Annotated in this window: 21 protein-coding genes; 12 read left to right on the plus strand and 9 right to left on the minus strand. The window is 61.7% G+C overall.

The window, feature by feature from the left end; translation table 11 throughout:
• Window positions 1-81: 81 nt before the first annotated feature.
• The 4 genes from EPN31_RS13100 to EPN31_RS13115 all read left to right on the plus strand — a co-directional run bounded on the left by EPN31_RS13100 (window position 82) and on the right by EPN31_RS13115 (window position 4212).
• Window positions 82-840, plus strand: a complete 759-nt coding sequence (locus EPN31_RS13100) for a GntR family transcriptional regulator (RefSeq protein WP_291773927.1) — start codon at window positions 82-84, stop codon at window positions 838-840.
• A 22-nt stretch (window positions 841-862) separates the two neighbouring features.
• Window positions 863-1792: an allantoinase PuuE gene (gene puuE / locus EPN31_RS13105; RefSeq protein WP_291773930.1), complete on the plus strand. Its 930-nt coding sequence runs from the start codon at window positions 863-865 to the stop codon at window positions 1790-1792.
• Window positions 1793-1831: 39 nt separating this feature from the next.
• A complete protein-coding gene (alc, locus tag EPN31_RS13110; RefSeq protein WP_291773931.1) occupies window positions 1832-2872 on the plus strand; it encodes an allantoicase in 1041 nt (346 codons plus the stop codon).
• A gap of 86 nt (window positions 2873-2958) precedes the next feature.
• Window positions 2959-4212, plus strand: a complete 1254-nt coding sequence (locus EPN31_RS13115; protein ID WP_291773933.1) for a M20/M25/M40 family metallo-hydrolase — start codon at window positions 2959-2961, stop codon at window positions 4210-4212.
• Window positions 4213-4349: 137 nt separating this feature from the next.
• Here EPN31_RS13115 and EPN31_RS13120 read toward each other — a convergent pair whose 3' ends face one another.
• The gene (locus tag EPN31_RS13120; protein ID WP_291773936.1) at window positions 4350-5603 is read right to left on the minus strand and encodes a FliC/FljB family flagellin; all 1254 of its coding nucleotides are present in this window, start codon (window positions 5601-5603) and stop codon (window positions 4350-4352) included.
• A 465-nt stretch (window positions 5604-6068) separates the two neighbouring features.
• On the opposite strand from EPN31_RS13120, the gene EPN31_RS13125 reads away from it, so the two are divergent.
• Complete coding sequence (locus EPN31_RS13125) at window positions 6069-9341, plus strand: methyltransferase regulatory domain-containing protein (RefSeq protein ID WP_291773938.1); 3273 nt, start codon at window positions 6069-6071, stop codon at window positions 9339-9341.
• A gap of 23 nt (window positions 9342-9364) precedes the next feature.
• Here the strand turns inward: EPN31_RS13125 and EPN31_RS13130 are convergent, their stop codons facing one another.
• The 7 genes from EPN31_RS13130 to rfbF form a co-directional block, all read right to left on the minus strand.
• The gene (locus EPN31_RS13130; RefSeq protein WP_291773939.1) at window positions 9365-10144 is read right to left on the minus strand and encodes a cephalosporin hydroxylase family protein; all 780 of its coding nucleotides are present in this window, start codon (window positions 10142-10144) and stop codon (window positions 9365-9367) included.
• Window positions 10145-10236: 92 nt separating this feature from the next.
• Window positions 10237-10881 (minus strand): acetyltransferase, encoded by a 645-nt coding sequence (locus EPN31_RS13135; RefSeq protein ID WP_291773941.1) that lies wholly within the window; start codon window positions 10879-10881, stop codon window positions 10237-10239.
• Window positions 10882-10886: 5 nt separating this feature from the next.
• Window positions 10887-11999 (minus strand): DegT/DnrJ/EryC1/StrS aminotransferase family protein, encoded by a 1113-nt coding sequence (locus tag EPN31_RS13140; protein WP_291773943.1) that lies wholly within the window; start codon window positions 11997-11999, stop codon window positions 10887-10889.
• Window positions 11996-13219 carry a class I SAM-dependent methyltransferase gene (locus EPN31_RS13145; RefSeq protein ID WP_291773945.1) on the minus strand — a complete coding sequence of 408 codons (1224 nt, stop codon included), beginning with the start codon at window positions 13217-13219 and terminating at the stop codon, window positions 11996-11998. Before EPN31_RS13145 ends, EPN31_RS13140 begins: the two co-directional genes overlap by 4 nt.
• Window positions 13216-13782: a dTDP-4-dehydrorhamnose 3,5-epimerase family protein gene (locus EPN31_RS13150; protein ID WP_291773948.1), complete on the minus strand. Its 567-nt coding sequence runs from the start codon at window positions 13780-13782 to the stop codon at window positions 13216-13218. The genes EPN31_RS13145 and EPN31_RS13150 overlap by 4 nt, the downstream gene beginning before the upstream one ends.
• Entirely contained in the window at window positions 13779-14909 is a 1131-nt protein-coding gene (rfbG, locus tag EPN31_RS13155; RefSeq protein WP_291773951.1) for a CDP-glucose 4,6-dehydratase, read from the minus strand. Before rfbG ends, EPN31_RS13150 begins: the two co-directional genes overlap by 4 nt.
• Window positions 14870-15643 carry a glucose-1-phosphate cytidylyltransferase gene (gene rfbF, locus EPN31_RS13160; protein ID WP_291773953.1) on the minus strand — a complete coding sequence of 258 codons (774 nt, stop codon included), beginning with the start codon at window positions 15641-15643 and terminating at the stop codon, window positions 14870-14872. The genes rfbG and rfbF overlap by 40 nt, the downstream gene beginning before the upstream one ends.
• A gap of 258 nt (window positions 15644-15901) precedes the next feature.
• Between rfbF and msrP the strand changes: the two genes are divergently transcribed.
• The 4 genes from msrP to yghU all read left to right on the plus strand — a co-directional run bounded on the left by msrP (window position 15902) and on the right by yghU (window position 18851).
• Window positions 15902-16864: a protein-methionine-sulfoxide reductase catalytic subunit MsrP gene (gene msrP / locus EPN31_RS13165; RefSeq protein WP_291773955.1), complete on the plus strand. Its 963-nt coding sequence runs from the start codon at window positions 15902-15904 to the stop codon at window positions 16862-16864.
• A gap of 12 nt (window positions 16865-16876) precedes the next feature.
• A complete protein-coding gene (locus EPN31_RS13170) occupies window positions 16877-17608 on the plus strand; it encodes a sulfite oxidase heme-binding subunit YedZ (protein ID WP_291773957.1) in 732 nt (243 codons plus the stop codon).
• Between the two features lie 77 nt (window positions 17609-17685).
• Window positions 17686-17907, plus strand: coding sequence for a SlyX family protein (locus tag EPN31_RS13175; protein ID WP_291773959.1), 222 nt, complete (start codon window positions 17686-17688; stop codon window positions 17905-17907).
• Between the two features lie 77 nt (window positions 17908-17984).
• Complete coding sequence (gene yghU, locus EPN31_RS13180; protein WP_291773961.1) at window positions 17985-18851, plus strand: glutathione-dependent disulfide-bond oxidoreductase; 867 nt, start codon at window positions 17985-17987, stop codon at window positions 18849-18851.
• A 70-nt stretch (window positions 18852-18921) separates the two neighbouring features.
• Here the strand turns inward: yghU and EPN31_RS13185 are convergent, their stop codons facing one another.
• Window positions 18922-20142 (minus strand): MFS transporter, encoded by a 1221-nt coding sequence (locus EPN31_RS13185; RefSeq protein ID WP_291773963.1) that lies wholly within the window; start codon window positions 20140-20142, stop codon window positions 18922-18924.
• Between the two features lie 146 nt (window positions 20143-20288).
• Between EPN31_RS13185 and EPN31_RS13190 the strand changes: the two genes are divergently transcribed.
• The 3 genes from EPN31_RS13190 to EPN31_RS13200 all read left to right on the plus strand — a co-directional run bounded on the left by EPN31_RS13190 (window position 20289) and on the right by EPN31_RS13200 (window position 23370).
• Complete coding sequence (locus EPN31_RS13190; RefSeq protein ID WP_291773965.1) at window positions 20289-21203, plus strand: carbohydrate kinase family protein; 915 nt, start codon at window positions 20289-20291, stop codon at window positions 21201-21203.
• A 75-nt stretch (window positions 21204-21278) separates the two neighbouring features.
• Window positions 21279-22220 (plus strand): sulfurtransferase, encoded by a 942-nt coding sequence (locus EPN31_RS13195; RefSeq protein ID WP_291773967.1) that lies wholly within the window; start codon window positions 21279-21281, stop codon window positions 22218-22220.
• 1 nt (window position 22221) lies between these two features.
• Window positions 22222-23370 carry a YeeE/YedE thiosulfate transporter family protein gene (locus tag EPN31_RS13200; protein ID WP_291773969.1) on the plus strand — a complete coding sequence of 383 codons (1149 nt, stop codon included), beginning with the start codon at window positions 22222-22224 and terminating at the stop codon, window positions 23368-23370.
• Window positions 23371-23373: the final 3 nt, after the last annotated feature.

Below are 23373 nucleotides of genomic sequence, written 5' to 3' on the forward strand. Positions count from 1 at the left end.
TTTCAATGAACCTAATTCTGGTGTCCCGTTGGTTCGTTCGCCCACTCCGTTACCGATCGGCCGAACAGGACACTGATACCCATGCTCGAGCTCAAACCCGTTGGTGCCGCCCTGCGCGATTTGAAGGCGCCCCGGGCTTCTTCGCTTCGTGATCCCAGGCCGGCCGCCGAGCGTCCAGAGGTTGATCGCGTTTATGGCGAAATCTTCGACGCTGCCATGGACCGCCGCCTGCTCCCGGGAGCCAAGCTGATCGAGGCGACGCTGTGCACCGTCTTCGCCTGCTCGCGCAGCACGGTGCGGGCGGCCCTGGCCCGGCTGGCGCATGACAAGATCGTGGTCATCGAGCCCAATCGAGGGGCACGCGTCTGGCAGGCGACGCCCAAGGAAGTGCGAGACGTGTTCGCCATGCGCCGCGCCTTGGAAGGCATCACGCTGGACATGCTGGCTGCGTCGCCGGATGTCGCCCAGCGCCTCGTTCCTCTGCGGGACATGGTGGATCGTGAGCAGCAGGCCTTCGAGCAGGGCGATCGCATCAGCTGGATTCGGCTGTCGAACGCCTTTCATGTGGAGCTGGCGCAGCTGCTGGACAACCAGGTGCTGACCGAGCTGTTGAGTGGGCTGTGCGCGCGCACCACGCTCATCATCGCGTTGGGCGACCGTACGGCGGGCAGCACCTGCTCGTATGTCGAGCATCGCGATATCCTGGATCATCTCGCACGCGGCGACGCTGCCAGCGCGCGGGCCGCCATGGACCATCATTTGCAGGACTGCGAACTTCGGATGGAGGACCCGGTTGCCGGAGCCCCGGATCCCTGGTCCGCCTTCAGCGTGAAACTCTGAGCACATTTTCGGGAGACACTCCATGCCAGACAAAAAATATCCACGTGACCTGGTTGGCTATGGGCGTACGCCACCGCAGGCCAACTGGCCGGGCAAGGCGCGCATTGCTGTGCAGTTCGTGATGAATTACGAGGAGGGCGGCGAAAACTGCGTGCTCAATGGCGATGCCGGTTCCGAGCAGTTCCTGTCCGAGATCATCGGTGCTGAATCGTATCCAGACCGGCACTTATCGATGGAGTCGATCTACGAATACGGTTCGCGGGCAGGTGTCTGGCGCATTCTGCGCGAGTTCGAGCGGCGCAAGCTGCCGCTGACCGTCTTTGGCGTCGGCCTGGCGCTGGAGCGCAACCCCGACGTGGCGCGGGCGATTGTCGAGGCCGGGCACGAAATCGCATGCCACGGCTACCGCTGGATCCACTATCAGAAGGTCTCCGAGACGGTAGAGCGCGAGCATTTCCAGCGCTGCCTGGACATCGTCACCCGCATTCTGGGGCGCCACCCCGACGGCTGGTACACCGGTCGCGACAGCCCGAATACCTTGAGGATCGTTGCCGAAGAAGGCAAATTCCTGTACGACGCCGACTACTACGGCGACGACCTGCCGTTCTGGACCGAAGTCGATCTGGGCGGCGGCAAGACCCACCCCCAGCTCATGGTGCCCTATACCCTGGACACCAATGATATGCGCTTTGCCTCGCCCCAGGGGTTCAACACTGCGGATCATTTCTTCCACTACTTGCGCGACGCCTTTGACGTGCTCTATGCGGAAGGCGATACATCCCCCAAAATGCTGTCGGTGGGCATTCACTGCCGGATCTCCGGTCGGCCGGCGCGGCTGGCGGGCCTGCAGCGGTTCCTGGACTACGTCCAGAAGCACGACCGTGTGTGGATCGCTACGCGTGCCGACATCGCGCGCCACTGGGCCCGGGAACATCCCTTCAAGGCCGCCTGAACCGCGCGGCCCTCAACCTTGATTTCAGGAGCTTCTGTCATGGCAACCCCCAATCTGCCCATCGGCACTATCGTGGACGCCCCCGCCGTCGAGTTGCCGGCCTTCGCCACCCGTCATCCCAATCTGGCCAGTGCGAGCCTGGGCACCACGATCCTGTCCTGCACGGATCAGTTCTTCGCCGAGGCGACGCGCATGCTGCAGGACTCCGAGCCGGTCTTCATCGTGGGCAAGTTCGATGATCACGGCAAGTGGATGGATGGCTGGGAAACGCGCCGCCGCCGCAACGGCGGGCACGACTACGCTGTCGTGAAGCTCGGGCTGCCGGGCACTATCCGAGGTCTGGACATCAACACCAGCCACTTCACGGGAAACTTCCCACCGGCCGCATCCGTGCACGTCGCCTACTGCGAAGGCGAGCCCGCCGAAGACACGCAATGGGTGGAGTTGGTCCCCGCACGCTCGCTGCAGGGCAACTCGCATCATTTCGTCGAAATCGACGATAGGCGCGTCTGGACGCATGTGCGCCTGAGCATCTTCCCAGATGGCGGCGTGGCGCGCCTGCGGGTGTACGGCCAGCCCGCCTGCAACTGGGGCAAGCGTGATCCAAACGTGTCCTACGAAGTCTCGGCGCTGGCCAACGGTGGCCGCATCGTGGCCTACAGCGATGCGCACTATGGCACGCCCACGGTGCTCCTCCACGCCGGGCGCGGCACCAACATGGGCGACGGTTGGGAGACCCGCCGCCGCCGCGAGCCCGGCAATGACTGGATCATCATTGAGCTGGGGCACGCGGTCACGGTCGACAAGATCGAGATCGATACGGCACACTTCAAGGGCAACTACCCCGACCGTGTCTCGGTGCTGGGCGCCCGGGTGGCCGAGTCCACGGACCAGTCGCTGGTGACGCAGGCCATGTTCTGGCCTACATTACTGGGCGAGCAGAAGACCGAGATGGACAAGCAGCACTTCTTCGAAGGCGACGCCATCCAGTTCAAGGAGCCGGTATCTCATGTGCGCGTCAACATGTTTCCCGATGGCGGCATCAGCCGTGTGCGCATCTGGGGGAGGTTGACAAAATAAGGCGCGACTCCATTCGCGACAGGCGCTGGCGAGCGCCCGTTTTCCATCGGGCTGACGACGTGGCAGCTCTGTTTGAGGAGGGTTGAATGTCCGCTGTTCCCCATTCCGGCAAGGCGTCCGTGCCTGCGTTGATGAATGACTGGATTGATGCCCACTTCGATGAACAGGTGGCGCTGCTGCAGCGCCTGGTCGCGATTCCCACTGATACCCCGCCTGGCGATACCGCACCGCATGCCGAAGCCGTTGCACATCTGGTGGAAGACTTGGGGTGGGAGGTCGAGCGCCACGCCGTGCCGCAAGCCGACGTGCAGGCCTATGGGATGCGCAGCATCACCAACCTCATCGTGCGGCGCCGCTATTCGGCTGACGGCTTCGTCGTGGCGCTGAATGCTCACGGCGATGTAGTGCCGCCCGGCGAGGGATGGACACATGACCCTTATGGCGGCGAGGTGGCGGACGGCCGTCTGTACGGGCGCGCTTCAGCCGTTTCCAAATCCGATTTCACGACCTACCTGCATGCCGTGCGCGCGTTGGAGGCGGCCCGGGTACCGCTGAGAGGGGCCGTCGAGCTGCACTTCACCTACGACGAGGAGTTCGGCGGGCTCAAGGGACCTGGCTGGCTGCTGTCGCGGGGAACGACACGGCCCGACTATGTCGTCTGTGCGAGCTTCAGCCATGCCGTCGTCATCGCGCACAACGGCTGCCTGCAGTTCGAGGTCACCGTGCGTGGCAAGGCCGCCCATGGGTCGGCGCCCAAGACCGGCCATGACGCCTTGTTCGCGGCCAACCAGATCCTGACCGAGATCTATCGCCGGGCCGCCCGTCTGGACGAGATCCATTCGGGTGTTCCGGGCATCACCAACCCCACGATGATCGTGGGCCGTATCGATGGCGGCACGAACACGAACGTGGTGCCTGGCACGGTCACCCTGAAGATGGACCGGCGCATGATCCCCGAGGAAGACCCGGCCAAGGTCGAGGTCGAGGTGCGTGGCTTCATCCAGCAGGCGGTTGCCGATTTGCCGGGCATTTCGGTGGAGGTCCGGCGACTGTTGTTCGCGCGTGCGTTGAAGCCGCTGCCGGGGCACGAGAGGCTGGTGGAAAGCCTGCAGCACCACGCGAAGGCGGTCTTCGGTGAAGACATCCCCGCCGTGGGCACGCCCCTGTATGCCGATGCGCGCCTTTACGCTGAGCACAGCATCCCCGTGGTCATGTATGGTGCTGGCCCCCGCACGGTTCAGGAGTCGTGCGCCAAGCAGGCCGACGAACACGTGCTGTTGTCCGACCTGCGCGGTGCGACCAAGGTCGTGGCGGGGCTGCTCGCGGATTTTCTGTCCTGACTTTCGGAGCAGGATGATCTCCGCCGTTGGGTGGCATGTTTTGGTGGGCAGCGTCGATTGAAACGACAGAGGCCACCAGAAGATCCTGGTGGCCTCTGTGATCCGGAGTTGGGGGACCAGCTCCGGATGGGTCGCAATTACTTCAACAGCGACAGCACGGTCTGCGGGACCTGGTTGGCTTGAGCCAGCACGGCGGTACCTGCCTGCTGCAGGATCTGGGAACGCGTCATGTTGGAGACTTCCGTCGCGTAGTCGGCATCCTGGATGCGGGACCGTGCGGCCGACAGGTTGGTGACGGTGTTGTTCAGGTTCGCAATCGTGGATTCGAAACGGTTCTGGACGGCACCGAGTCCACCCCGAAGGCTGTCGACCTGGGCCAGCGCCTGGTCCAGTTTGTTCAGCGGATTGGCGGTCGAGCCGGTGGTCAGGGAAGCCACACTGAGGTCGCTGGAGTTCAGCGTGTACGCAGCCGTTGCGGTACCGGTAGACGTGGTGGATTGTGGGCTGACGGCGACGTAGAAGGTCGAAGCCGTACCCGAGGCCAGCGGCTGGCCATTGGCGCCGACCGTGATGCCGCGGCTGGCCAGGTTCTGGACCTCGGTCGCGTTGGAGGGAGTGATGCTGACACTTGCATACCAGTTTCCGCGACCATCCGCCGTCAGGGTGGAACCCAGGGAGACGCTGCCCGAAGCAATACCGAGTTGCTGCGCAAAGCTGGCCTGAGCACCCGAACCAAAGCTGACGGAAGACGCGGTGAACTGCGTGCTGCTGCCAAAAACCTTTTGGAAATCAGCTGTCGCAACAGCGCTAGCAGTCGTCGTCCCGTCAGCCTGCACGATCTGCCCGGAGCTGTTGATCGTCGGGCCCGAGACGCTGAAACCGCCCAGACCCAGCGTTCCCGCCGTGATCTGTTTCAGGTTGATGTTGATCGTTTCGTTGTCGTTGGCACCGACCTGAATCGTGAGGTTACCGTCTTTGGCGAGGACGTGCACGCCGTTGAACTGGGTCTGCGCCGACACGCGGTCGATCTCGCTCAGGCGCTGCTGGATTTCACCCTGGATCGAAGCCAGATCAGACGAGGAATTCGTGCCGTTGGCGGCCTGGACCGACAACTCGCGAATGCGCTGCAGGTTGTTGTTGATTTCGTTCAGCGCACCTTCAGTCGTTTGCGCGATGGAGATCCCGTCGTTTGCGTTACGACCGGCCTGGGTCAGACCCGTGATGTTGGCCGTGAATCGGTTGGCGATGGCCTGGCCGGCAGCGTCATCCTTGGCGCTGTTGATGCGCAAACCGGAGGACAGGCGCTCGATTGCGGTACCCAGAGCTGACTGGGACTTGGTCAGATTGCCCTGGGCAACCAGGGACAAGTAGTTGGTGTTGATAACAGCCATGAAAGACTCCTAAGTGTTTATGGCGAGGATCTCGCACTTTTTGCCCAGGATGACAAACCAAGTGACCTCCTGTTCTGCCTCGTTAACGGAGGCCACTCCGGAATCTTTAGCGGGTCCGGAAGCCGCCAACCCTGGGCAGCGTTCCCGTCGCTTCTTGCTGCCGATCAGGACTGCCGTCAGTTCCAAATTGGAACGTCACGAACACCTTCTATTCCGACGTTTCAATCGATCCGAATGCCGGTAAGATCGTTGCGATCTCCCACTACCCGCCGCATCATGGCTACCGAAACACATTCCCAGGACCTGCATCACCTCCAGGATCGACTCGCACTCACCCCCTTTCGGTTGCATGCGGCTGCTTCCCTCTATGGAATCGATGCGCCGGTGCCCACGCAAGGTCGAGTCTTGTGCATGGGGATGGGTTACTCCTCCGCCCTGGAAACGTTCGCGGTGACCCAGGAAGGGGTGGAGATCCTCGAGATATCCGTCTGTGTGACGGGTCAGCCGCAGGAGGATGTCCGTCCCGGCCTGCCGGCACCGGCCAATTTGTATCGCGTCGTCACGAGCCTGGATCGGATCGACACCAATCTGGGGGCGTTCGACTACATCATTGTGCCGGACCTGTATAGCTATCTGCCTGAAGCAGCTGCGACGTACCTGCTTCAGACATGCGAAGGTCTGTTGTCGCCCGAAGGGCTGATCTGCATTGGTCATCGGGCCTATCCCGGGGCAAAGGCATTCGAGACCGTACGGGATGCCGTTCTGCTGCATTTACACGATCAGAGTACAGCCACGTCGGATGCGCGGGACGGGCAGGCTCTGGCCGCCCTCGCGATCTTTGAAGAGGGCATTGCTCCGGCCAATCCGATGGGTGTCGCACTGCGCGAAGCGGCTTGCGACCTTCGTGCCATCATCATGCAAGGGCATCTGGATACGATCCTTCGGGGGCCGACGAGCGCGGGTAGCTATTTTGTGGAATTTGCGCAGCGTGCCATGCGAGCGGGTCTGACCTGCGTGGGTGACGCGCGCCCGCATCTGGACATGGCCAGGCATTGGGGAGATGCCGTGCGCACGACCAATAGCTTGCTGGGGTTGGGCCAGGCTGACGTCGTGCGTCAACAATACCTGGATTTCGCAAGTTGTCGCGCTTGCCGCCACACGCTCCTGATCCGTACGGCTCGTCACACGGGCGGACGGTTCTTCCCTTCACTGGAGCGTCTGGGAAGTCTGCGCTGGGCAGGTCATTGGGAGTCCGATGACTTTGGCCCCATCCATGCTGGACAGGTTTACAAAGATGTTCGCGGATTGCATTGGCAAGTTCCTGATGTTCTATCTGCGCGGATACTGGACGGCCTGGCCCTGAGCTGGCCACGCACACTGTCTGTGGCACAACTATGCAAGATCACCGGAGGATCCGAACGCGATGTGCTGGCGGCACTGAACCTGATGTTCAGTGCCGATCTGTTGCAATATTGCGTAGGCCAGGGACCCTGCGACCATCTGTACGATGATCACTGCTACCTGGCTCCCGGGATCGCAGCGTCCTCTGCCCGGATCGCCACCCGGGATCCAGAAAGTCAGTTGCCTGAACCGCTCGTGTTAACAGACCTGTGGGGAACGCCGGTCAGCCTGGAACTGTCGGACTTCGACTTGGGCCTGCTGTTTCCGGAAGGGGGTGTTCCAAGCGATCTGGCTGATTCCATCCTGAGATTCGCGGGCGGTTCTGCAGACGCCGGTGGCGTCATCGAAGTGGCAGAGGGAAATGCCGCACTCTCGGTGAGCCTGCTGGACAAGCTCTCGCACCTTGGACTGCTCGCATATTCCGAGTCGAGTTGGCGAACGCTGTTGACGAAAATGGTGCAGACCGCACGGGGTCAGGCTGTCTATTGGCCGCCGTTTGTTCGTACTCGTGTTCTGGAATCTGCCCTGAGTGATCGGTGTGCAGAGATACCGACCATCACTCCCCAGCAACAAGCGCAGCTCGATCACCTGCAGGTGCAGCTTGACCAGCTTGCCTATACCGCGACGGAGTCTCTTGCCCGGCACGCCATCGAGCGGCTGCCCATGCGCTTTGAAGGCTGGTCGGCGCTGGTGAACTCACTCTCAGGTCTCGGAAGATACGCGGAAGCGCTCGATACGCTAAGCCAGGTTGTGGAGGAGTTCAAGCAACTTCCTGAGTATTATCGCCTGATCGCGATCACGCTCTCGATGGCTGGCAAGAACGATGTGGCTGCCCACACGGGGAAGGTTGTGCTTGCCTTGGGTGAGAACGCGATGTCGGGTGTGTTGCTCAACGCACTTGGGCTGGCCTGCATGCATTCGCTTCACACCACGGCAGCGGAGCGGTTCTTCAGGCGCGGCATGGAGGTGGATTCTGGCTTTCGGCCCCTCGCCATCAACCTGATCTCGGCGCTGAGCCGCCAAGGGAGGGTCAATGATGGAATCACGCTGTGCAGAGACCTGCTTTCGCGCCCGGATACTCTTGATGATTACCGGACTGCCGTTTACCACAACCTCCTGTTCTTCTTGAACTACCACCCGGACCTCGCTGCGGAAGAAATCCTCCAGGACTATCGGCATTTTGAGGACGAGCTCTGCAGACCTCTGTATTGCAGGTGGAAGACGCATAAGAATCCCAGAAGTGTCAACCGAAGACTGAAGATTGGCTATGTGTCTGCAGACTTCAAAGACCATGCAGTCTCGAAATTTCTGCTGCCGGTGTTCGAACACCACGACAAAAGCAGTTTTGAGATATTCGTATATGCGAACATGTCCGTTGGAGACGGGAAGACAGCGCGTTACCGCAGCTTGGCCGATCACTGGGTCGATGTGTTCGGGATCAAGGATGATGAAGTGGCTGACCGGATCCGGGATGACGGGATCGACGTCCTGGTGGATCTTTCGGGTCACACGGGTGGAAACAGGCTTGGCATATTCGCGCGCAAGCCGGCTCCGGTATCGCTTACATGGCTGGGATATGGGTATACGACCGGGGTATCCGCGATCGATTATTTTTTGGGTAATGAGATCTTGTGCCCTGAGGGTTCTGACCACCTGTTCGCCGAGAAGCCATGGCGTCTGCCGGATACCTGGATGACCTATGATCCTGGGTGGCTGACGCCACCGGACGCTGGGCCACTCCCTGCGCTTTCGGAGAATCGCATCACTTTTGTGAGCCTGTCGCGTGTCATCAGGATCAATGATCGCGTCATCCGTGTGTGGGCCCAGATCCTGTCTTTGGTCAGAAATTCGCGCCTCGTGATCAATAGTGGTGATTTTGCCGACGACGACACATGCGCCGATTTTCGTGCCCGATTCGAGAAGTATGGGATCGAAGGGCATCGCGTCATGCTGGGCTATACCAGTCCGCCGTGGCATTCCTTGCAGCATTCGGATATCGGTCTGGATTGTTTCCCGCATAATGCTGGCACGACTCTGCTGGATATGCTGGCTCTTGGCATCCCCTACATCACCATGGCGGGGCGGCCCAGCGTTGGGCGCATTGGCTCAGCCCCACTACATGATGTCGGTCATCCGGAATTGATTGCAAAAGACGAGCAGGACTATGTGGCTAAGGCTGTTGACTTGGCCAATCGAAAAGACGAGCTCAGCGTGCTTCGTCAGAGTCTGCCAAAGGCGTTCCAGGACAGCAATATCATGAACCCTGCGGCATTCACGCAAAAGCTCGAGGCGTGCTACCGCAGCATGTTTTCATCCTGGTCGGGGCGGGGGGCCTGAGGCAACTCGCCCCCGCCGACAGACTAGCCGATCCGCTTCAGATATCCGTCGGGCGCCACGGTGATCTGTAGCTTGTTTTGTATGCTGTCGTCGATCCGGAACTCGGCGTGATGGGCAAGATATTCCTTCACCGCAGTCTTCGGATTATTCCCCTGTCCCCACGGGCGGTCCGGAAAGGCGTCGGGCTCCATGTCTTCGATGATGGTGTCGAACACGACACAGTAACTGGCTGGGCTGACGAGCGGAGCGTAAGCCTTCAGCTCGGCCAGAACATGTGCATGCGTGTGGTTGCTATCCAGGCATACCAGTATCCTTTTATGGCCGGCGGCCACCTCACGGACTTTGGCCACGACCGCCTGGTCGATGCTCGAGCCCTCGATCATCTGGATATAGGAGAAGAATGGGTGGCGCTCGATGGCATCACGGTTGTGGGCTCGGATATCGATGTCCAGGCCCAGAACCTTCCGTTTCGATTTCCGGGGATCCATGATCGACGCGTGGGATGCGGCGTCTTCGATGTCCAGCAATGCGAGCATAGAGGCGCTGAACATCAGTGAGCCCCCTCGGGCGATCCCGGTCTCGATAATCAGATCCGGCTTGACGGTCCATATCAGCTCCTGCATCGCCACGATATCCTGCGGATACTGGATGATTGGCCTGCCCAGCCAGTCGAAATGGTACGAATATTTCTTGGCGTTTGCCCGGGTGATCCATTCACGGGTCTTCTCCCTCAGCTGCTCATCGGCCGACATGGCAGCAATCTCTGCAATGCATTCCTTTTCGAACTGAATATCCTTGCTCATTGGATTCTCGCTTTCTTTGTCTAGAATGAATTTCTGGCCACGGCGGTGGATGCCGCGAGACGCTCGTATGCACCTGCCAGGCGGGTGCGTGGTTACTGGTACCTGACCACTCTGGCAGGGTTTCCTGCGACGACTGCTCGATCCGGCACGTCCTTGGTCACGACCGCACCGGCCCCGACAATGGCACCACGGCCAATAACCACCCGCGGCAACACGCAGGCGCCAGCTCCGATGAACGAATTCTCTCCGACTGATACGCAGCCACAAAGCGTTGCACCTGGGGCAACGTGGACTCCGCTCGCCAATTCGCATTCGTGATCTACGTTAGCGCTGCTGTTGACGATACAGTCCGCCCCGAGGATCGCCTTCGATCCGACCATGCTGTTTGCCAGGATCTGGCTCCCTTCGCCGATGCGGGCGGAGGCTGCCACATAAGCGTGTGGGTGAATCAGGATCGGCACAGTGATCCCATGTGTCCTGAAGAGGTCCGCGACTTTCCGCCGATCAATGCCTCTGCTGCCTCCAATGGCTACCGCCGCCTGGACTTCAGTCGTGTTGTCGCATGAACCCTTCCAGGCCAGGAATCCCTGTTCACCATAATGGATAGGAACGCCCTCGAGCACCGACCGGGCCTGAATATCGTTGTCAAACAAAGCGATCACGCTTGCCTGCCGCAGGCTCAGGAGATCGGACAGAACCAGCGCATGGCCGGCACTGCCCCACAGGATGTAGTGCACCATGCTCAGCCTCCGTGACTGATTCGGCGGATCACGTCGATCACTCGGTCGATGTCGTTCGCGTCGATGTCGTGGTAGCTTGGGAGGTTGATGGCGCGCCCTGGGATGGACCATGCGTTGTGGTTCTGGGGCACCGGCTCGAACATGTCCATGCCCGAGAGCGGCCAGAAAAACACCCTGGCGTCTACGTTCTCCGCCCCGAGCGCCTGTTGGAGCATCTCGCGTGTCACTCCGCTGGGTTCGTCGAACACCACAGTTGGCATCCAGGCGCCATTGATGGTCCCTGGTGGCTCGGGGTTCATCGATGCGCCCTTGAGAGACAGGAGCGCTTCGCGATAAGTAGCAAGAATCTCTCGTTTTCGTTCCACGAGAGATTCGATGCGTTCCATCTGGGCACACCCGATGGCGGCCTGAATATTCGACATTTTGTACTTGTAGCCCGTCATGTCGGGCCAGAACTGCTTCTTTTGGTTCCGGGCTCTGCCATGATTGCTGAGCGTCAGCACCCGTTCGTACAGGTCGGGGTCTCTGGTGACAAACATTCCGCCTTCACCGGTCGTCACCGTTTTGGAGCCATGGAAGGAGAAGGCGCCGAATCGTCCCATGGTTCCGGCGCGCTTGCCGTGATAGACGGAGCCCAGCGCCTCCGCAGCGTCTTCGATGATCGGGATTCCGCAAGTCCCGCCAATGGCAAGCAGGCGCTCCATGTCACACAGGTTGCCATAGATGTGAGTGGCGACGATTGCCTTGGTTCTGGGGGAAATTGCTGCTTGCACGCGAGCTGGATCCAGACACCAGCTATCAGGCAGAATGTCTACGAAAATCGGAGTGGCACCCAGGTGCACGATGGGAGAGACCGTTGCCACCCAGTTTGTATCCGCGAGAATGACTTCATCGCCTGGCCCTATGTCAAGAGCGGCAAGCCCCAGGTGCAATGCTCCTGTACAGCTTGAGGTCGCTATGGCGTATTCGATTCCCAGATGATCTTTGAACGCTTGCTCGAACTGTCCAATGTACTCGTAGCACCTCTCGCCCCACCCGTTGGCGGCAGCGTCGGTGGCGTAGCGTACTTCCGAGTCCGTAATGGACGGCTTCGTGTAATAGATACGCGGCTTCACATGATCTCCAAGTGCGGTACGGCCACTACGAATCTTGTCCCGCGTGCAGTGAGTTCCTGGTTCTGAGTTCTGACCTCCGCTGCAATGTTCCACGGCAGTATCAGCACATAATCAGGACGATGGTCACTCAAGGCCTGCGGGGCAAGGATCGGTATGTGGCTGCCGGGCAGGTACTTGCCCTGTTTGGAAGGCGCTGCATCGCAGACGAACGGCAGCAAGTCCTGTTTCACGCCGGCGTAGTTCAAAAGTGTGTTGCCCTTGGCCGCGGCCCCGTAGGCGGCCACCGCTTTGCCCAGGCCCTTTTGCTGGATCAGAAATTCCAGCAAATCATCCTTCACTTTGTTGGCGCGAACCTGGAAGTTGTGATAGGTGTCGATCGCCAGCAACCCGCCTTCCACTTCCATTTGCAGAAGACGCTTGACGCTGGGCTGCGTGGCAAGTGCTGCGTTCTCGTGACAGCCATACACCCGAACGCTGCCACCATGTGTGGGCAGCTCCTCGATCTCGTAGATGCGTAAGCCTGCCGCTCGAAAGATCCGCTGCACGGCGTGGATGGACAGGTATGAGAAGTGCTCGTGGTAAACCGTGTCGAACTGACAGTTCTGGATAAGGCGCAACAGGTGCGGGAACTCCAGTGTGACCGTGCCCTCGGGCTTTAGAGCCATTGCCAGGCCACGTGTGAAGTCGTTGATATCCGGCACATGCGCGTAGACGTTGTTCCCGGCGATCAGGTCGGCCTGCTGACCACTGGCGGCCAGCCGGCGGGCCAGCGCTTCGCCGAAGAACTCACGCAGGGTAGACACCCCGATGGCTTCAGCCGCATCCGCAGTGCCATCCGTGGGCTCGATGCCCAGACAGGGTATCCCTGCCTGCACAAAATTCTTCAGCAGATACCCGTCATTGGAAGCGACTTCCATCACAAAGCTGTTGGATGACAGTCCAAGACGATCCGTTATCATGCGGCAATAGTCCTGGGCGTGCGCAAGCCACCCCTTCGATGTGCTGGAGAAATAGGCGTAGTCGGGCGCGAATAACTCGTCGGCCCGGGCGTAGTCCTCCGTTTGCACCAGCCAGCATTGGTTGCAGACGAGAATCCTCAAGGGAAAGTAGGTCTCGGGATGATTCAGGTCCTCGGCCTGCAGGTAGGCATTTGAAGGCGGTGCAAATCCCAGGTCCAGAAAGGTATGGTGCAAGGCTGCACCGCAGTGACGGCACTTCATGACGGTAGTTCGAGCCCTTTAAAGTCGGCAGTCAGGCGTGGGTGACCGAGATCGCGTTGTGATTGCAGGGTAATTGGCAGAGGCCAGCTGATGGCGAGTCTGGCGTCGGTCGCCGATAGGCCGCCTTCGGCCCTGGCTGCGTAGGGTGAGGAGTGCAGGTATAGCAACTCGCAGTCGTCGCTGAGCGCCTGAAAGCCATGGGCACAGCCTTCGGGGATGAGTAATGCGCAACCGTTGTCGGCCGACAATTCAGTCGCGTGCCATTGCAGGAAAGTCGCAGAATTTGCCCTCAAATCCAGGCCAACATCCCAAACCGCACCTCGCAGACAGGTCACCAGCTTCATCTCTGTGTAGGGTGGATGTTGAAAATGCATGCCACGCACTGTCCCCTTGACGGCGGTGGAGGTGTGATTGATCTGGGCGATCGGCTTGACCCAACCAGCGGAGGCCAGTTCCTCTGCACAGAACAGGCGAGACAGAAAGCCGCGGTCATCTCCCAGGCGCTGGCGCTGGACGACAAAAAGGCCCGCGATTGCAGTCCTGGTTACCATCAAGCGGCTCATGCAGGTACCCCCACCGACTCGAATGCCCTGATGTCGGCCTCGCACAGGTCCAGTGCGTTTGCTCCGCAGCGTTGCTCTCGATACCAGTTCATGGTACGGGCAACCGCCGTGTGAAGATTCCAGCGCGGACGTACTGCCAAACAGGTGCGGGCCTTGGCGGTTTCCAGCGCTAGCCACTCGGCCTCATGTGGCCCCTCGGTGCCATCCCCCCACTTGATGGATCCCTTCCCATAGGCCTGCTGTGCTTGCGCGATGACTTCAGCCACAGTCGCTGCCTCGTGCGTAGGGGGACCAAAATTGTAGGCGCCCGCCAGCGTCGGCTCGGCGTACAGGCACTCGGCTAGCCGCAGGTAGGCACTCACGGGCTCCAGTACGTGTTGCCAGGGTCGTGTCGCGTGGGGGCGACGCACCGCAAGCTGCCCGCCTTCCTGCCAGCAGCGCACGGCATCCGGGATAAGCCGGTCGGGGGACCAATCGCCCCCGCCGATGACGTTGCCTGCCCGTGCCGACGCCACGGCAACGCCTCGACCAGACAGGTAGGCATCGCGGTAGCTTGAGATGACCAGCTCGCTGGCGGCCTTGCTTGCGCTATAGGGGTCGTAGCCGCCCAAGGTATCGTCTTCACGATAGGGGTATGGGCGCTCCAGATTCCGATAGACCTTGTCAGTCGTCACCATGATGGCCACTCGGACGCCGTCGGCGTTGCGCAATGCATCGAGTACGTGGGTCGTGCCCATGACATTGGTTGCGTAGGTCGAAATCGGGTCGGCATAGCCGGCTCGCACCAAGGCTTGGGCTGCTAGGTGGAAGACAACTTCTGGGCGGGTGTCGTGCACGAGCCTGGCGGTCGCCTGAGCGTCGCGGATATCGATGAACCGGCTTTCACACAGATCGTCGGTCCGGGCGAGGGCATACAGGTTTGGCACGGTCGCCGGTGGTAGTGCCAGGCCCGTCACACTCGCACCCAGGCGATGAAGCCAGAGGGTGAGCCAGCTTCCCTTGAAGCCCGTGTGGCCCGTCACCAGAACGCGCCTTCCCTGCCAGAACTCCGGATCTGGGGCGCAAACAGCTGGCGCGAGTCTTTGCGTCATGCCCACGTCTTCCATGGCGCTTTGCCACGGACCCATAGGTCCTCCAGCATGTTTTTTTCACGCAGTGTATCCATGGGTTGCCAAAAGCCGCTATGTTCGAAGGCCATCAGTTCCCCATCGTGCGCAAGTGACACCAGTGGCTGCGCCTCCCAGCTCGTCTGGTCACCCTCGATGCGATCCAGGCACTTAGGGGAGAGTACAAAGAAGCCCCCGTTGATGAGTCCTCCATCACCTCTGGGCTTCTCGGTAAAGCCTGAAACCTGTTGACCCGTGAGTTTCAAAGCACCATAGCGCCCTGGCGGTTGTACCGCCGTCACCGTGGCCATCCGCCCGTGCCGGCGGTGAAATCGAACGGAAGCTCCGATATCTACGTCGCTGACGCCGTCACCGTATGTAAAGCAAAAGGCGGGGTCGTCACGCACGTAGTCGCGTATGCGTTTCAGACGTCCTCCGGTAAGTGTCGTCTCACCGGTGTCCACCAGCGTGACTCGCCAGGGTTCGGCGTGCTGGTGATGGACTTCCATGTGGTTGTTGCACATGTCGAACGTGACATCCGACATGTGCAGGAAGTAATTGGCGAAATACTCCTTGATCACGTACCCCTTGTAGCCGCAGCAGATAACGAAGTCATTGATATCGTGGTGCGAATACATCTTCAGGATATGCCACAAGATGGGCTTGCCACCGATCTCCACCATCGGCTTGGGCTTGAGGTGCGTCTCCTCCGAAATACGGGTGCCCAGGCCTCCGGCCAAAATGACGGCTTTCATAGCGATGATTCCTGCTGCATGTGCGTGGACATAGGCATAGGCCAATCCTGGACCGCTGCGTTTTTTATGTATCTCGTGAATTGAGACATGGGTGCCTCCGAGTCCAGTATATGGACCTTGTGTCCTCATCAATTCCTCGAACAAAACCGCAAATATCTGACTATCCCGGTGACAGAGTCGATTTTTGGAGGGGCAACCTGGGGCCGCCTCCTTCCCCCGCAAAGCCCATGGCGGTAGCATGGATACTGGAGGTGCATCATGCGCAGGATTTGGGATATAGGCCTATCGCCCTCGGACATTACGCCGGAGTCCGTATGGCGGGCCAGGCGGCGGTTCATGCAGGGAGCAGCGTTGGCGCCGCTCGCTCTGGGCGTCCCTGCGCTGGCGCGAGCTGCGGCCGATGCGGGGCCTATGGGCCCGTTGCTTCCGGCGACCAAGGATTCCCGCTGGCCCACGGTCGAGGCGGTGAACACCTGGAAGGACATCACCACCTACAACAATTTCTATGAATTCGGGACGGGCAAGGGGGATCCAGCGGAGTATGCCGGGCGCATGCAGATCAAGCCCTGGACGGTGCAGATCGACGGCGCGGTACGCAAGCCGCTGACGCTGGACATCGATGACCTGCGCAAGCTCGCGCCGCTGCAGGAGCGCGTCTATCGTCTGCGTTGCGTGGAGGCCTGGTCCATGGTGATTCCATGGACCGGGTATTCGCTGTCGCACCTGCTCTCGCATGTGGAGCCGACAGGCGACGCCAAATACGTGGTGTTCACCTCCGTCTTGCAGCCCAAGAACATGCCCGGCGTCAGTGAGCGCATCCTGGACTGGCCCTATACGGAGGGCCTGCGGATGGACGAGGCCATGCATCCGCTGACGTTGCTGACATTCGGCGTCTACGGACGTGAGCTGCCGAAACAGAATGGTGCGCCCATGCGCGTCATCATCCCGTGGAAATACGGTTTCAAATCGGGCAAGTCATTGGTACGCATTCACCTGCAGTCCACCCCGCCCGAGACGAGCTGGATGCGGGCAGCGCCCCAGGAGTACGGTTTTTACGCCAACGTGAACCCGGCAGTGCCGCACCCGCGCTGGAGCCAGGCGACCGAGCGGCGCATCGGTTCCGGGCTTTTCGCGTCGCGGATTCCGACGCAACCGTTCAATGGATACGCGGAGGCGGTCTCAGGCCTGTACCAGGGGATGGACCTGCGACGTAACTTCTAAGAGGCCGATGTGGTGGATCGCGACACGAGCCGGGCCGCACCGGCCCAGGGCGGCAGCCCTGTGCCCAGCGAACGCACCGGCGCCGTGAGGGGCGGGCGTCTGCCCGCGGCACAGCTGGGTGCGCGCGGCGGTGCCGGCTGGCTGTTGGGCGCATGCATGCACCTGGTTGGCCTGTTTCCGCTGCTGCGCTGGGTGGTTCTGGGCTTGACTGACGGGCTGACGGCCAATCCGCCGCTATTCCTGACGTGGTCCTCAGGCGACTGGGCGCTTATCCTGCTGCTGATCGTGCTGGCGGTGACGCCGATTCGGCGCCTGACTGGTTGGAATGCGCTGTTGCGTCATCGGCGCAAACTGGGCCTCTATGCGTTCTTCTATACCGTTCTGCACGTGATCGCGTGGGCGGTCTGGGACCGGGACGGGGTTCCCGCCGCCATGTGGATGGATTTATGGCAGCGGACCTTCATCGGCATTGGTGCGCTGGCCGTGCTGTGTCTGATTCCGCTGGCACTGACATCCACCCATGGCTGGATGCGCCGGCTGGGCCGCTGGTGGATGCGCCTGCACTGGCTGATTTACCCTTCGGCCGTTCTGTCGATCTGGCATTTCTTCTGGATGCGGGCGGGGAAGAATGATTATCTGGAGCCGCGCTTGTCGGCGTGGATCCTGGCTGCGTTGCTGGGAATACGGCTTCTGTGGTGGCTGCGGAAGGCCGGGCAGCGACGTCGCGTGGACGGGCCGCACTGAGGCTTTGCCTGCCCCGGATTGCCTGGGGTGATTCCACTGCAAAGTTCCGGTAGCGCCGTTGCGGTATGCTTGGTGTCATGAATCATGACGCAATGACGCCGGAAGCACGGCTGATCACGCTGGAGTCCAAGCTGGCACTGGCCGAGGATCTGCTCGACGAGTTGAACCGGACGGTCTTCAGGCAACAAGAGCACCTGGATGCTCTGACGCGCGAGCTGGTCGAGATCCGTCGGCAGCAGCTTGCGGGGGCTGGTCCTGTCTCGGCTCCTTTGGCTGACGAGCGTCCTCCCCACTATTGATGAAATGAATCAAAGCCCGTCGCTTGCTGTTGTGCAGGCGCGGCAGGCGGGCTTTTGTCGTGCGTCGAAGGAGCAACATGACCCAGTCTACCGAATATGTCCCGCCCAAGGTCTGGGTCTGGGACAAGCCCAGCGGCGGCCGGTTTGCCAATGTCAATCGGCCGGTGTCGGGGCCTACCCACGATAAGGTGTTGCCGGTGGGCAAGCACCCGCTACAACTGTATTCGCAGGCCACGCCCAATGGCCAGAAGGTCACGATCCTGCTGGAGGAGCTACTGGCGGCGGGCCATGTTGGGGCCGAGTACGACGCCTGGCTGATCCGCATCGGCGAGGGGGATCAATTCGGCAGCGGTTTCGTGGCCTTGAACCCGAATTCCAAGATCCCGGCCATGGTGGATCGCAGTGGTCCGCAACCCATTCGGATCTTTGAATCGGGTTCCATTCTGCTTTACCTGGCGGAAAAATTCGGTGCTTTTCTGCCCAAGGATCTGGCTGGACGTACGGAATGCCTGTCGTGGCTGTTCTGGCAGGTGGGCAGTGCGCCGTATCTGGGCGGCGGTTTTGGACATTTCTACAACTATGCACCGTTCAAGATCGAATACGCGATTGATCGCTACGCGATGGAAGTCAAGCGCGAGCTGGATGTATTGGATCAGCAACTGGCCGATCACCCGTTCATCGCGGGAGATGACTACACCATTGCGGATATCGCGATCTGGCCCTGGTATGGTGGCTTGGTGCGCAATCAGGTCTATGGCGCGGGCGAGTTCCTGTCGGTTCAGGATTATTCCCATGTGCAGCGCTGGGCGCAGGCTATCGCTGACCGTCCCGCCGTGCGGCGCGGGCGTATTGTGAACCGCACCTCGGGTGACCCGGCCGGGCAGCTCCGCGAGCGCCATGCCGCGTCGGACTTCGAAACCCGCACACAGGACAAGATCGCCTGAGTCGGTCGCCCCCGGGGTACGTCGCCCCGTCCCGGTGGCGGGCACTCGCCGACCGGTTCGGTTGCCTGGCTCAGGCAGCCGCGCGTATCTGCCGCCGTGACCGGTCTACCGCGACCGACACCATCAGGATCGCGAACCCCGCCAGCGCCAGCGCGCTGCCGACCAGCCCTGGCGATGTCCAGCCGTAGCCGTTGGCAATCGCCATGCCGCCCAGCAGCGGCCCTAGAGCGTTGGCGAAATTGAACGCGGAATGGTTGAGCGCGGCGGCCAAGCCTTGGGCGTGCCGGGCCACGTCCATGAGCCTGGTCTGCAAAACCGTGCCCAGCGCACCCGAAAAGGCGATGAAAAACACGTTGATCGACAGCGCCCAGACGTTGCCCGCGGTCAGCGGAAACAGGGCGGTCGTCGCAGCGCTCCAGAGCAGCAGGCCGCCCGCCGTGGGCATGAGGGCCTTGTCCGCGAGCCATGGCACCAGGATGTTGCCCAGCGTCAGACCGATGCCGAATACGGCCAACACCAGCGGCAGGGTATCGGGAGACACCCGCGTGACCTGCAGCAGGACGTCGGCCAGGTAGGTGTAGACGGCAAACAGGCCGCCGAATCCCACGGCGCCCGCGGCCAGAGTCAGCCAGACCTGCAGATGCTTCAGGGCGCCCAGCTCGCGCCAGGGGCTGGCTCCTGGCGCCGGCGGCGTGCGCGGCGCCAGCCACGCCACCAGACCCATGGTGGTGAGCCCCGAGAGGCTTACCAGCCCGAAGCCCCAACGCCATGAAAGCGCGTGTCCCAGCCAGTTGGCGAAAGGGACGCCGATGATGGTCGCGACCGTCAGGCCCAGGAACATGCGCCCGACGGCCTGATTGCGCCGCGAGTGGGGCACCAGCGAGACCGCTACCAGTGAGCCAATACCGAAATATGCGCCGTGGGGCAGGCCGCTCAAAAACCGCAGCACCAGCAGCGCATGGTAGCTGGGTGCGAACGCGCACAGGCCGTTGAAGAGCGCGAAGAGGCCCATCAGCGCGATGAGCAGCGTGCGCCGCGCCACGCGCGCAGCCAGGACGGTCAGCAGCGGTGCCCCGACCACCACACCCAGTGCGTAGGCGCTGATGACGTGCCCGGCCGTCGGTGCATCTATCCCCAGATCCTGCGCGAAGTAGGGCAGCAGGCTCATGGTGGCGAATTCCGCCGTGCCAATGGCAAAGGCGCCAATCGCCAGTGCGAAGATCACCCATCCGGCACGAATGGGCGCGCGCGGCGACGCTGACGGAGCGGGCTGGGTGGCGGGTAGTGCCATGGGTGGGGCGACAGCCGGCGGGGCGGCAGGATGCGAGGCCGTCCAGTGTAACGCGGTGCGGGTAACCCACATCCGGGGCGGCGGCTTGCGCCGCATCCAGGCGACCGTTACTGTGAGCGGATCAAAAGACTCTGGGTAGATCGAGCATGCGTTTTACGACGATCGGTGCGGCCATCGTGGATATCGTGGTTTCGCGCGTGCGCCCCATGCTGGGCGCCAAGCAGGATGTGGATCATATCGGGCTGTATGCAGGCGGTGGCGCTGTCAACGCGGCCTTGAACGTTGCAGCGCAGGGAGCGGATGTGACCCTGCATGCCTGCGTGGGCCAGGACCTGGAGGGCGGGCTGGTGCGCGATCTTCTGCAGCGGCATGGCATCCGCGCCATGATTCCCGGTCATGCTCTGCCCACTGGCAAGTCGGTGGTGATGGTCGACGACAGCGGTGCGGCACGCGCTTACGCGCAGCGCGGCGCAAGCGCCTGGGTTGGCGAGCAGGGCTTCACTGATCTCGGGCAGTCCGATGTGATTTATGTGACGGGTCTGTCGCTGAAATCTCAGGATTGGCTGGGACGGGCGTTGTCGACCTTGCCGTCCTCTGGATTCAGGTTGGTGGTGACACCGGGCGCGCGCCAGCTTTCCCATCCGCAGGCGCTGCACGGCCTGTGGGACCGGGCGGATCTGCTGTGCGTCAACGCCGTCGAGGCAGCCCGCCTGTGTGACCAGGAGCTGTCGGATGCGGATGCAGTGTCGCCGCAGACGGCCGAATCGTTGGCGCGGCGGTTGGTGCGCACGCCAGGCCAGTGCGTGCTGGTCACGCTGGGGGCGGCCGGCGCTGTCTTTTACGACGGTGGACAGGCGCATTTCCATGCGGCGCGTCCGGTTTCCGTCGTGTCCACCATCGGCGCGGGGGATGCCTTTGCTTCGGCCTTTGCGTATGCCTGGGCGAGCGGTACGGCTCCGCAGAGTGCGCTTGCGGCCGCGACAGACAGCGCGGCCCGGGTCGTCCAGGTGATTCCGGCCAATCTGGCCGGTCCATTACGACCTTTTCATAATAATCTGTAGTTATAAGGAAATAGCCCCAGATATATTTTTTATCTGAGAAAATGCGTCATTCACCGATTTTTCTAGGTCTGAATCATGAAATCCTTGTTAAAGACTTTGAGCCTGCTGGCGCTGACGGCTGGGGTGTCGTCCGCCGCTTGGGCCGCGCAGCCGCTGCTCACGCCGGCCGAACTCGACGCGGCTCGCCAAATACCAGAAGTCCGCGTGATCGATATACGGCCTGCCGACGTTTATGCCGCCGGGCATGTGCCGGGCGCGGTTTCGGCGCCTTACGCCAAGTGGCGTGGGCCGGCCAACGACCCGGGCAAGTTGCCCACTGTGTCGGCCTTGACTGACTTGGTCCGCAGTCTTGGGGTGGATGCGGGAACACACGCCGTCGTCGTCTCGTCGGGTGCAGACAGCACCGATTTCGGGGCGTCTGCTCGGGTGTACTGGACGCTGAAATATCTTGGACTCAGCCAGTTGTCGGTCCTCAACGGCGGATACAAGGCCTGGACTGATGCGGGCCTGCAGCGGGACAAGGCTGTCCCGCAGGTCAAGCCCACCGCTTTTGTGGCCCATCTGGACGAGGACATCATCGCCACGACGCCTCAGGTCGCCGCCCAGATCGGCAATCCTGAGACCCGCCTGGTTGATGCTCGTCCGCTGGACTTCTATCTGGGCAAGGTGAAGGCCCCGACGGCCCAGGTGCCGGGCACGATCAAGGGTGCCGTCAACGTGGAAAATGGCCGTTGGTTCGAGCCGGGAACGTCAATCTTCGTGCCGCCGGACCAGGCGCGCAAGATCGCCGCCCAGATCGTGCCTCACGCGGCTGTCAAGGAAACCATTTCCTTCTGCAATACCGGGCACTGGGCGGCCACGGACTGGTTCGCGCTGTCTGAGGTCCTGGGCCAGAAGAACGTGCGGCTCTATCCCGAATCGCTGGCTGAGTGGTCACAGGACGCTTCCCGCCCCATGGACCACGTTCCCAGCCGCGGATCGCAGATCCTGAACAAACTCAAGGGCGCGTTGGGCTGACATGAAGCGGATTCCCCTGGCGGCGGTAATCGTCGCCTTCACTTTTTTTCTGGCTTGGTCGGTGGCTCTACGACAGGCCTTGCTATTTCTGGTGGGGCTCGGCCTGGGCCTGGTGTTGGCCGGCGCCCGTTTCGGTTTTACCACCGGCTGGCGCAAGCTCATCGAGCAGCGTGATCCGTCGGGTGTCGTGGCGCAACTGGTGCTGCTGGCGCTTGCGGCCGCCATCTCCATGCCGCTGCTGGCGGCCTATCCGACTGATTTGGGAGCGGCCCTGGGGCCACCCAGCATCAGCCTGATCGTGGGTGCTTTCGTGTTTGGCGCCTGCATGCAGGTGGCGGACGGTTGCGGTTCGGGGACGCTCTACAAGGCCGGCATGGGTTTCACGATGAATATGGCGATTCTGCCGCTGTTTGCCATTGGCAGCTTCCTGGGGTCGGCAACGCTCGAGAACTGGCTTTCGCTGGGGGCCTTGCCGCCCTACGGGCTGGTCGCGCATTTTGGCGCGCCCGAGGCACTGGCGATTACGCTGGCCGGCCTGGCAGTGGTGGGATTTGGTACCGTCCGCTGGACGCGGCGCGCGGGCGGCAAGACGACGGCTGCGGGTGTCGGCTCCGGCGGCGTTCAGCCGGCCGGGACCGCCCGCGTCCTTCCAGGGCTCTGGGACCGCAAGCTGCTGGTCGGGGCCGTACTGCTGGCCGCGCTGGCGGCGCTGAACTTGGTCATTGCGGGCCAGCCTTGGGGCATCGTGTATGGTTTTGGCTTGTGGGCGGCCAAGATCGCCGCTGCCGGCCATCTGTTCAATCCGGCCGCCAATGCCTTCTGGAGCGAAGCCACCAATGCCACGACGCTGGCGCAGTCGGTGTTTCTGGACGTGACTTCCATCACCAACATCGGCATTCTGGCTGGCGCGCTTTGGGTGGGCCTGGGCAAGCCGGTGAAGGCGGCCAAAAGGCTCAATGCGACGCAATGGGCGGTCGGGCTGGGAGCCGGGTTGCTGCTGGGCTACAGCTCGCGCTTGGCCTTTGGCTGCAACATTGGCGCCATGGTCAGCGGTATCTCCACCGGCAGCCTGCACGGCTGGATCTGGGTGCCCATGGCCTTCCTGGGATCGTTGATCGGGGTGCGCGTGCGCCGCCGGGTTTTCGCATAGGAG

Source organism: Castellaniella sp., from assembly GCF_004321985.1.
GTDB lineage: Bacteria > Pseudomonadota > Gammaproteobacteria > Burkholderiales > Burkholderiaceae_B > Castellaniella.

What these genes read in the sequence shown, in the direction of transcription:
- EPN31_RS13175 (WP_291773959.1), top strand. Translation starts at nt 17,686, where the DNA reads ATGAATCATGACGCAATGACGCCGGAAGCACGGCTGATCACGCTGGAG.
- alc (WP_291773931.1), top strand. Translation starts at nt 1,832, where the DNA reads ATGGCAACCCCCAATCTGCCCATCGGCACTATCGTGGACGCCCCCGCC.
- EPN31_RS13130 (WP_291773939.1), bottom strand. Translation starts at nt 10,144, where the DNA reads ATGAGCAAGGATATTCAGTTCGAAAAGGAATGCATTGCAGAGATTGCT.
- EPN31_RS13195 (WP_291773967.1), top strand. Translation starts at nt 21,279, where the DNA reads ATGAAATCCTTGTTAAAGACTTTGAGCCTGCTGGCGCTGACGGCTGGG.
- rfbF (WP_291773953.1), bottom strand. Translation starts at nt 15,643, where the DNA reads ATGAAAGCCGTCATTTTGGCCGGAGGCCTGGGCACCCGTATTTCGGAG.
- puuE (WP_291773930.1), top strand. Translation starts at nt 863, where the DNA reads ATGCCAGACAAAAAATATCCACGTGACCTGGTTGGCTATGGGCGTACG.
- EPN31_RS13200 (WP_291773969.1), top strand. Translation starts at nt 22,222, where the DNA reads ATGAAGCGGATTCCCCTGGCGGCGGTAATCGTCGCCTTCACTTTTTTT.
- EPN31_RS13145 (WP_291773945.1), bottom strand. Translation starts at nt 13,219, where the DNA reads ATGAAGTGCCGTCACTGCGGTGCAGCCTTGCACCATACCTTTCTGGAC.
- EPN31_RS13100 (WP_291773927.1), top strand. Translation starts at nt 82, where the DNA reads ATGCTCGAGCTCAAACCCGTTGGTGCCGCCCTGCGCGATTTGAAGGCG.
- EPN31_RS13185 (WP_291773963.1), bottom strand. Translation starts at nt 20,142, where the DNA reads ATGGCACTACCCGCCACCCAGCCCGCTCCGTCAGCGTCGCCGCGCGCG.
- EPN31_RS13150 (WP_291773948.1), bottom strand. Translation starts at nt 13,782, where the DNA reads ATGAGCCGCTTGATGGTAACCAGGACTGCAATCGCGGGCCTTTTTGTC.
- EPN31_RS13120 (WP_291773936.1), bottom strand. Translation starts at nt 5,603, where the DNA reads ATGGCTGTTATCAACACCAACTACTTGTCCCTGGTTGCCCAGGGCAAT.
- rfbG (WP_291773951.1), bottom strand. Translation starts at nt 14,909, where the DNA reads ATGGGTCCGTGGCAAAGCGCCATGGAAGACGTGGGCATGACGCAAAGA.
- yghU (WP_291773961.1), top strand. Translation starts at nt 17,985, where the DNA reads ATGACCCAGTCTACCGAATATGTCCCGCCCAAGGTCTGGGTCTGGGAC.
- msrP (WP_291773955.1), top strand. Translation starts at nt 15,902, where the DNA reads ATGCGCAGGATTTGGGATATAGGCCTATCGCCCTCGGACATTACGCCG.
- EPN31_RS13115 (WP_291773933.1), top strand. Translation starts at nt 2,959, where the DNA reads ATGTCCGCTGTTCCCCATTCCGGCAAGGCGTCCGTGCCTGCGTTGATG.
- EPN31_RS13190 (WP_291773965.1), top strand. Translation starts at nt 20,289, where the DNA reads ATGCGTTTTACGACGATCGGTGCGGCCATCGTGGATATCGTGGTTTCG.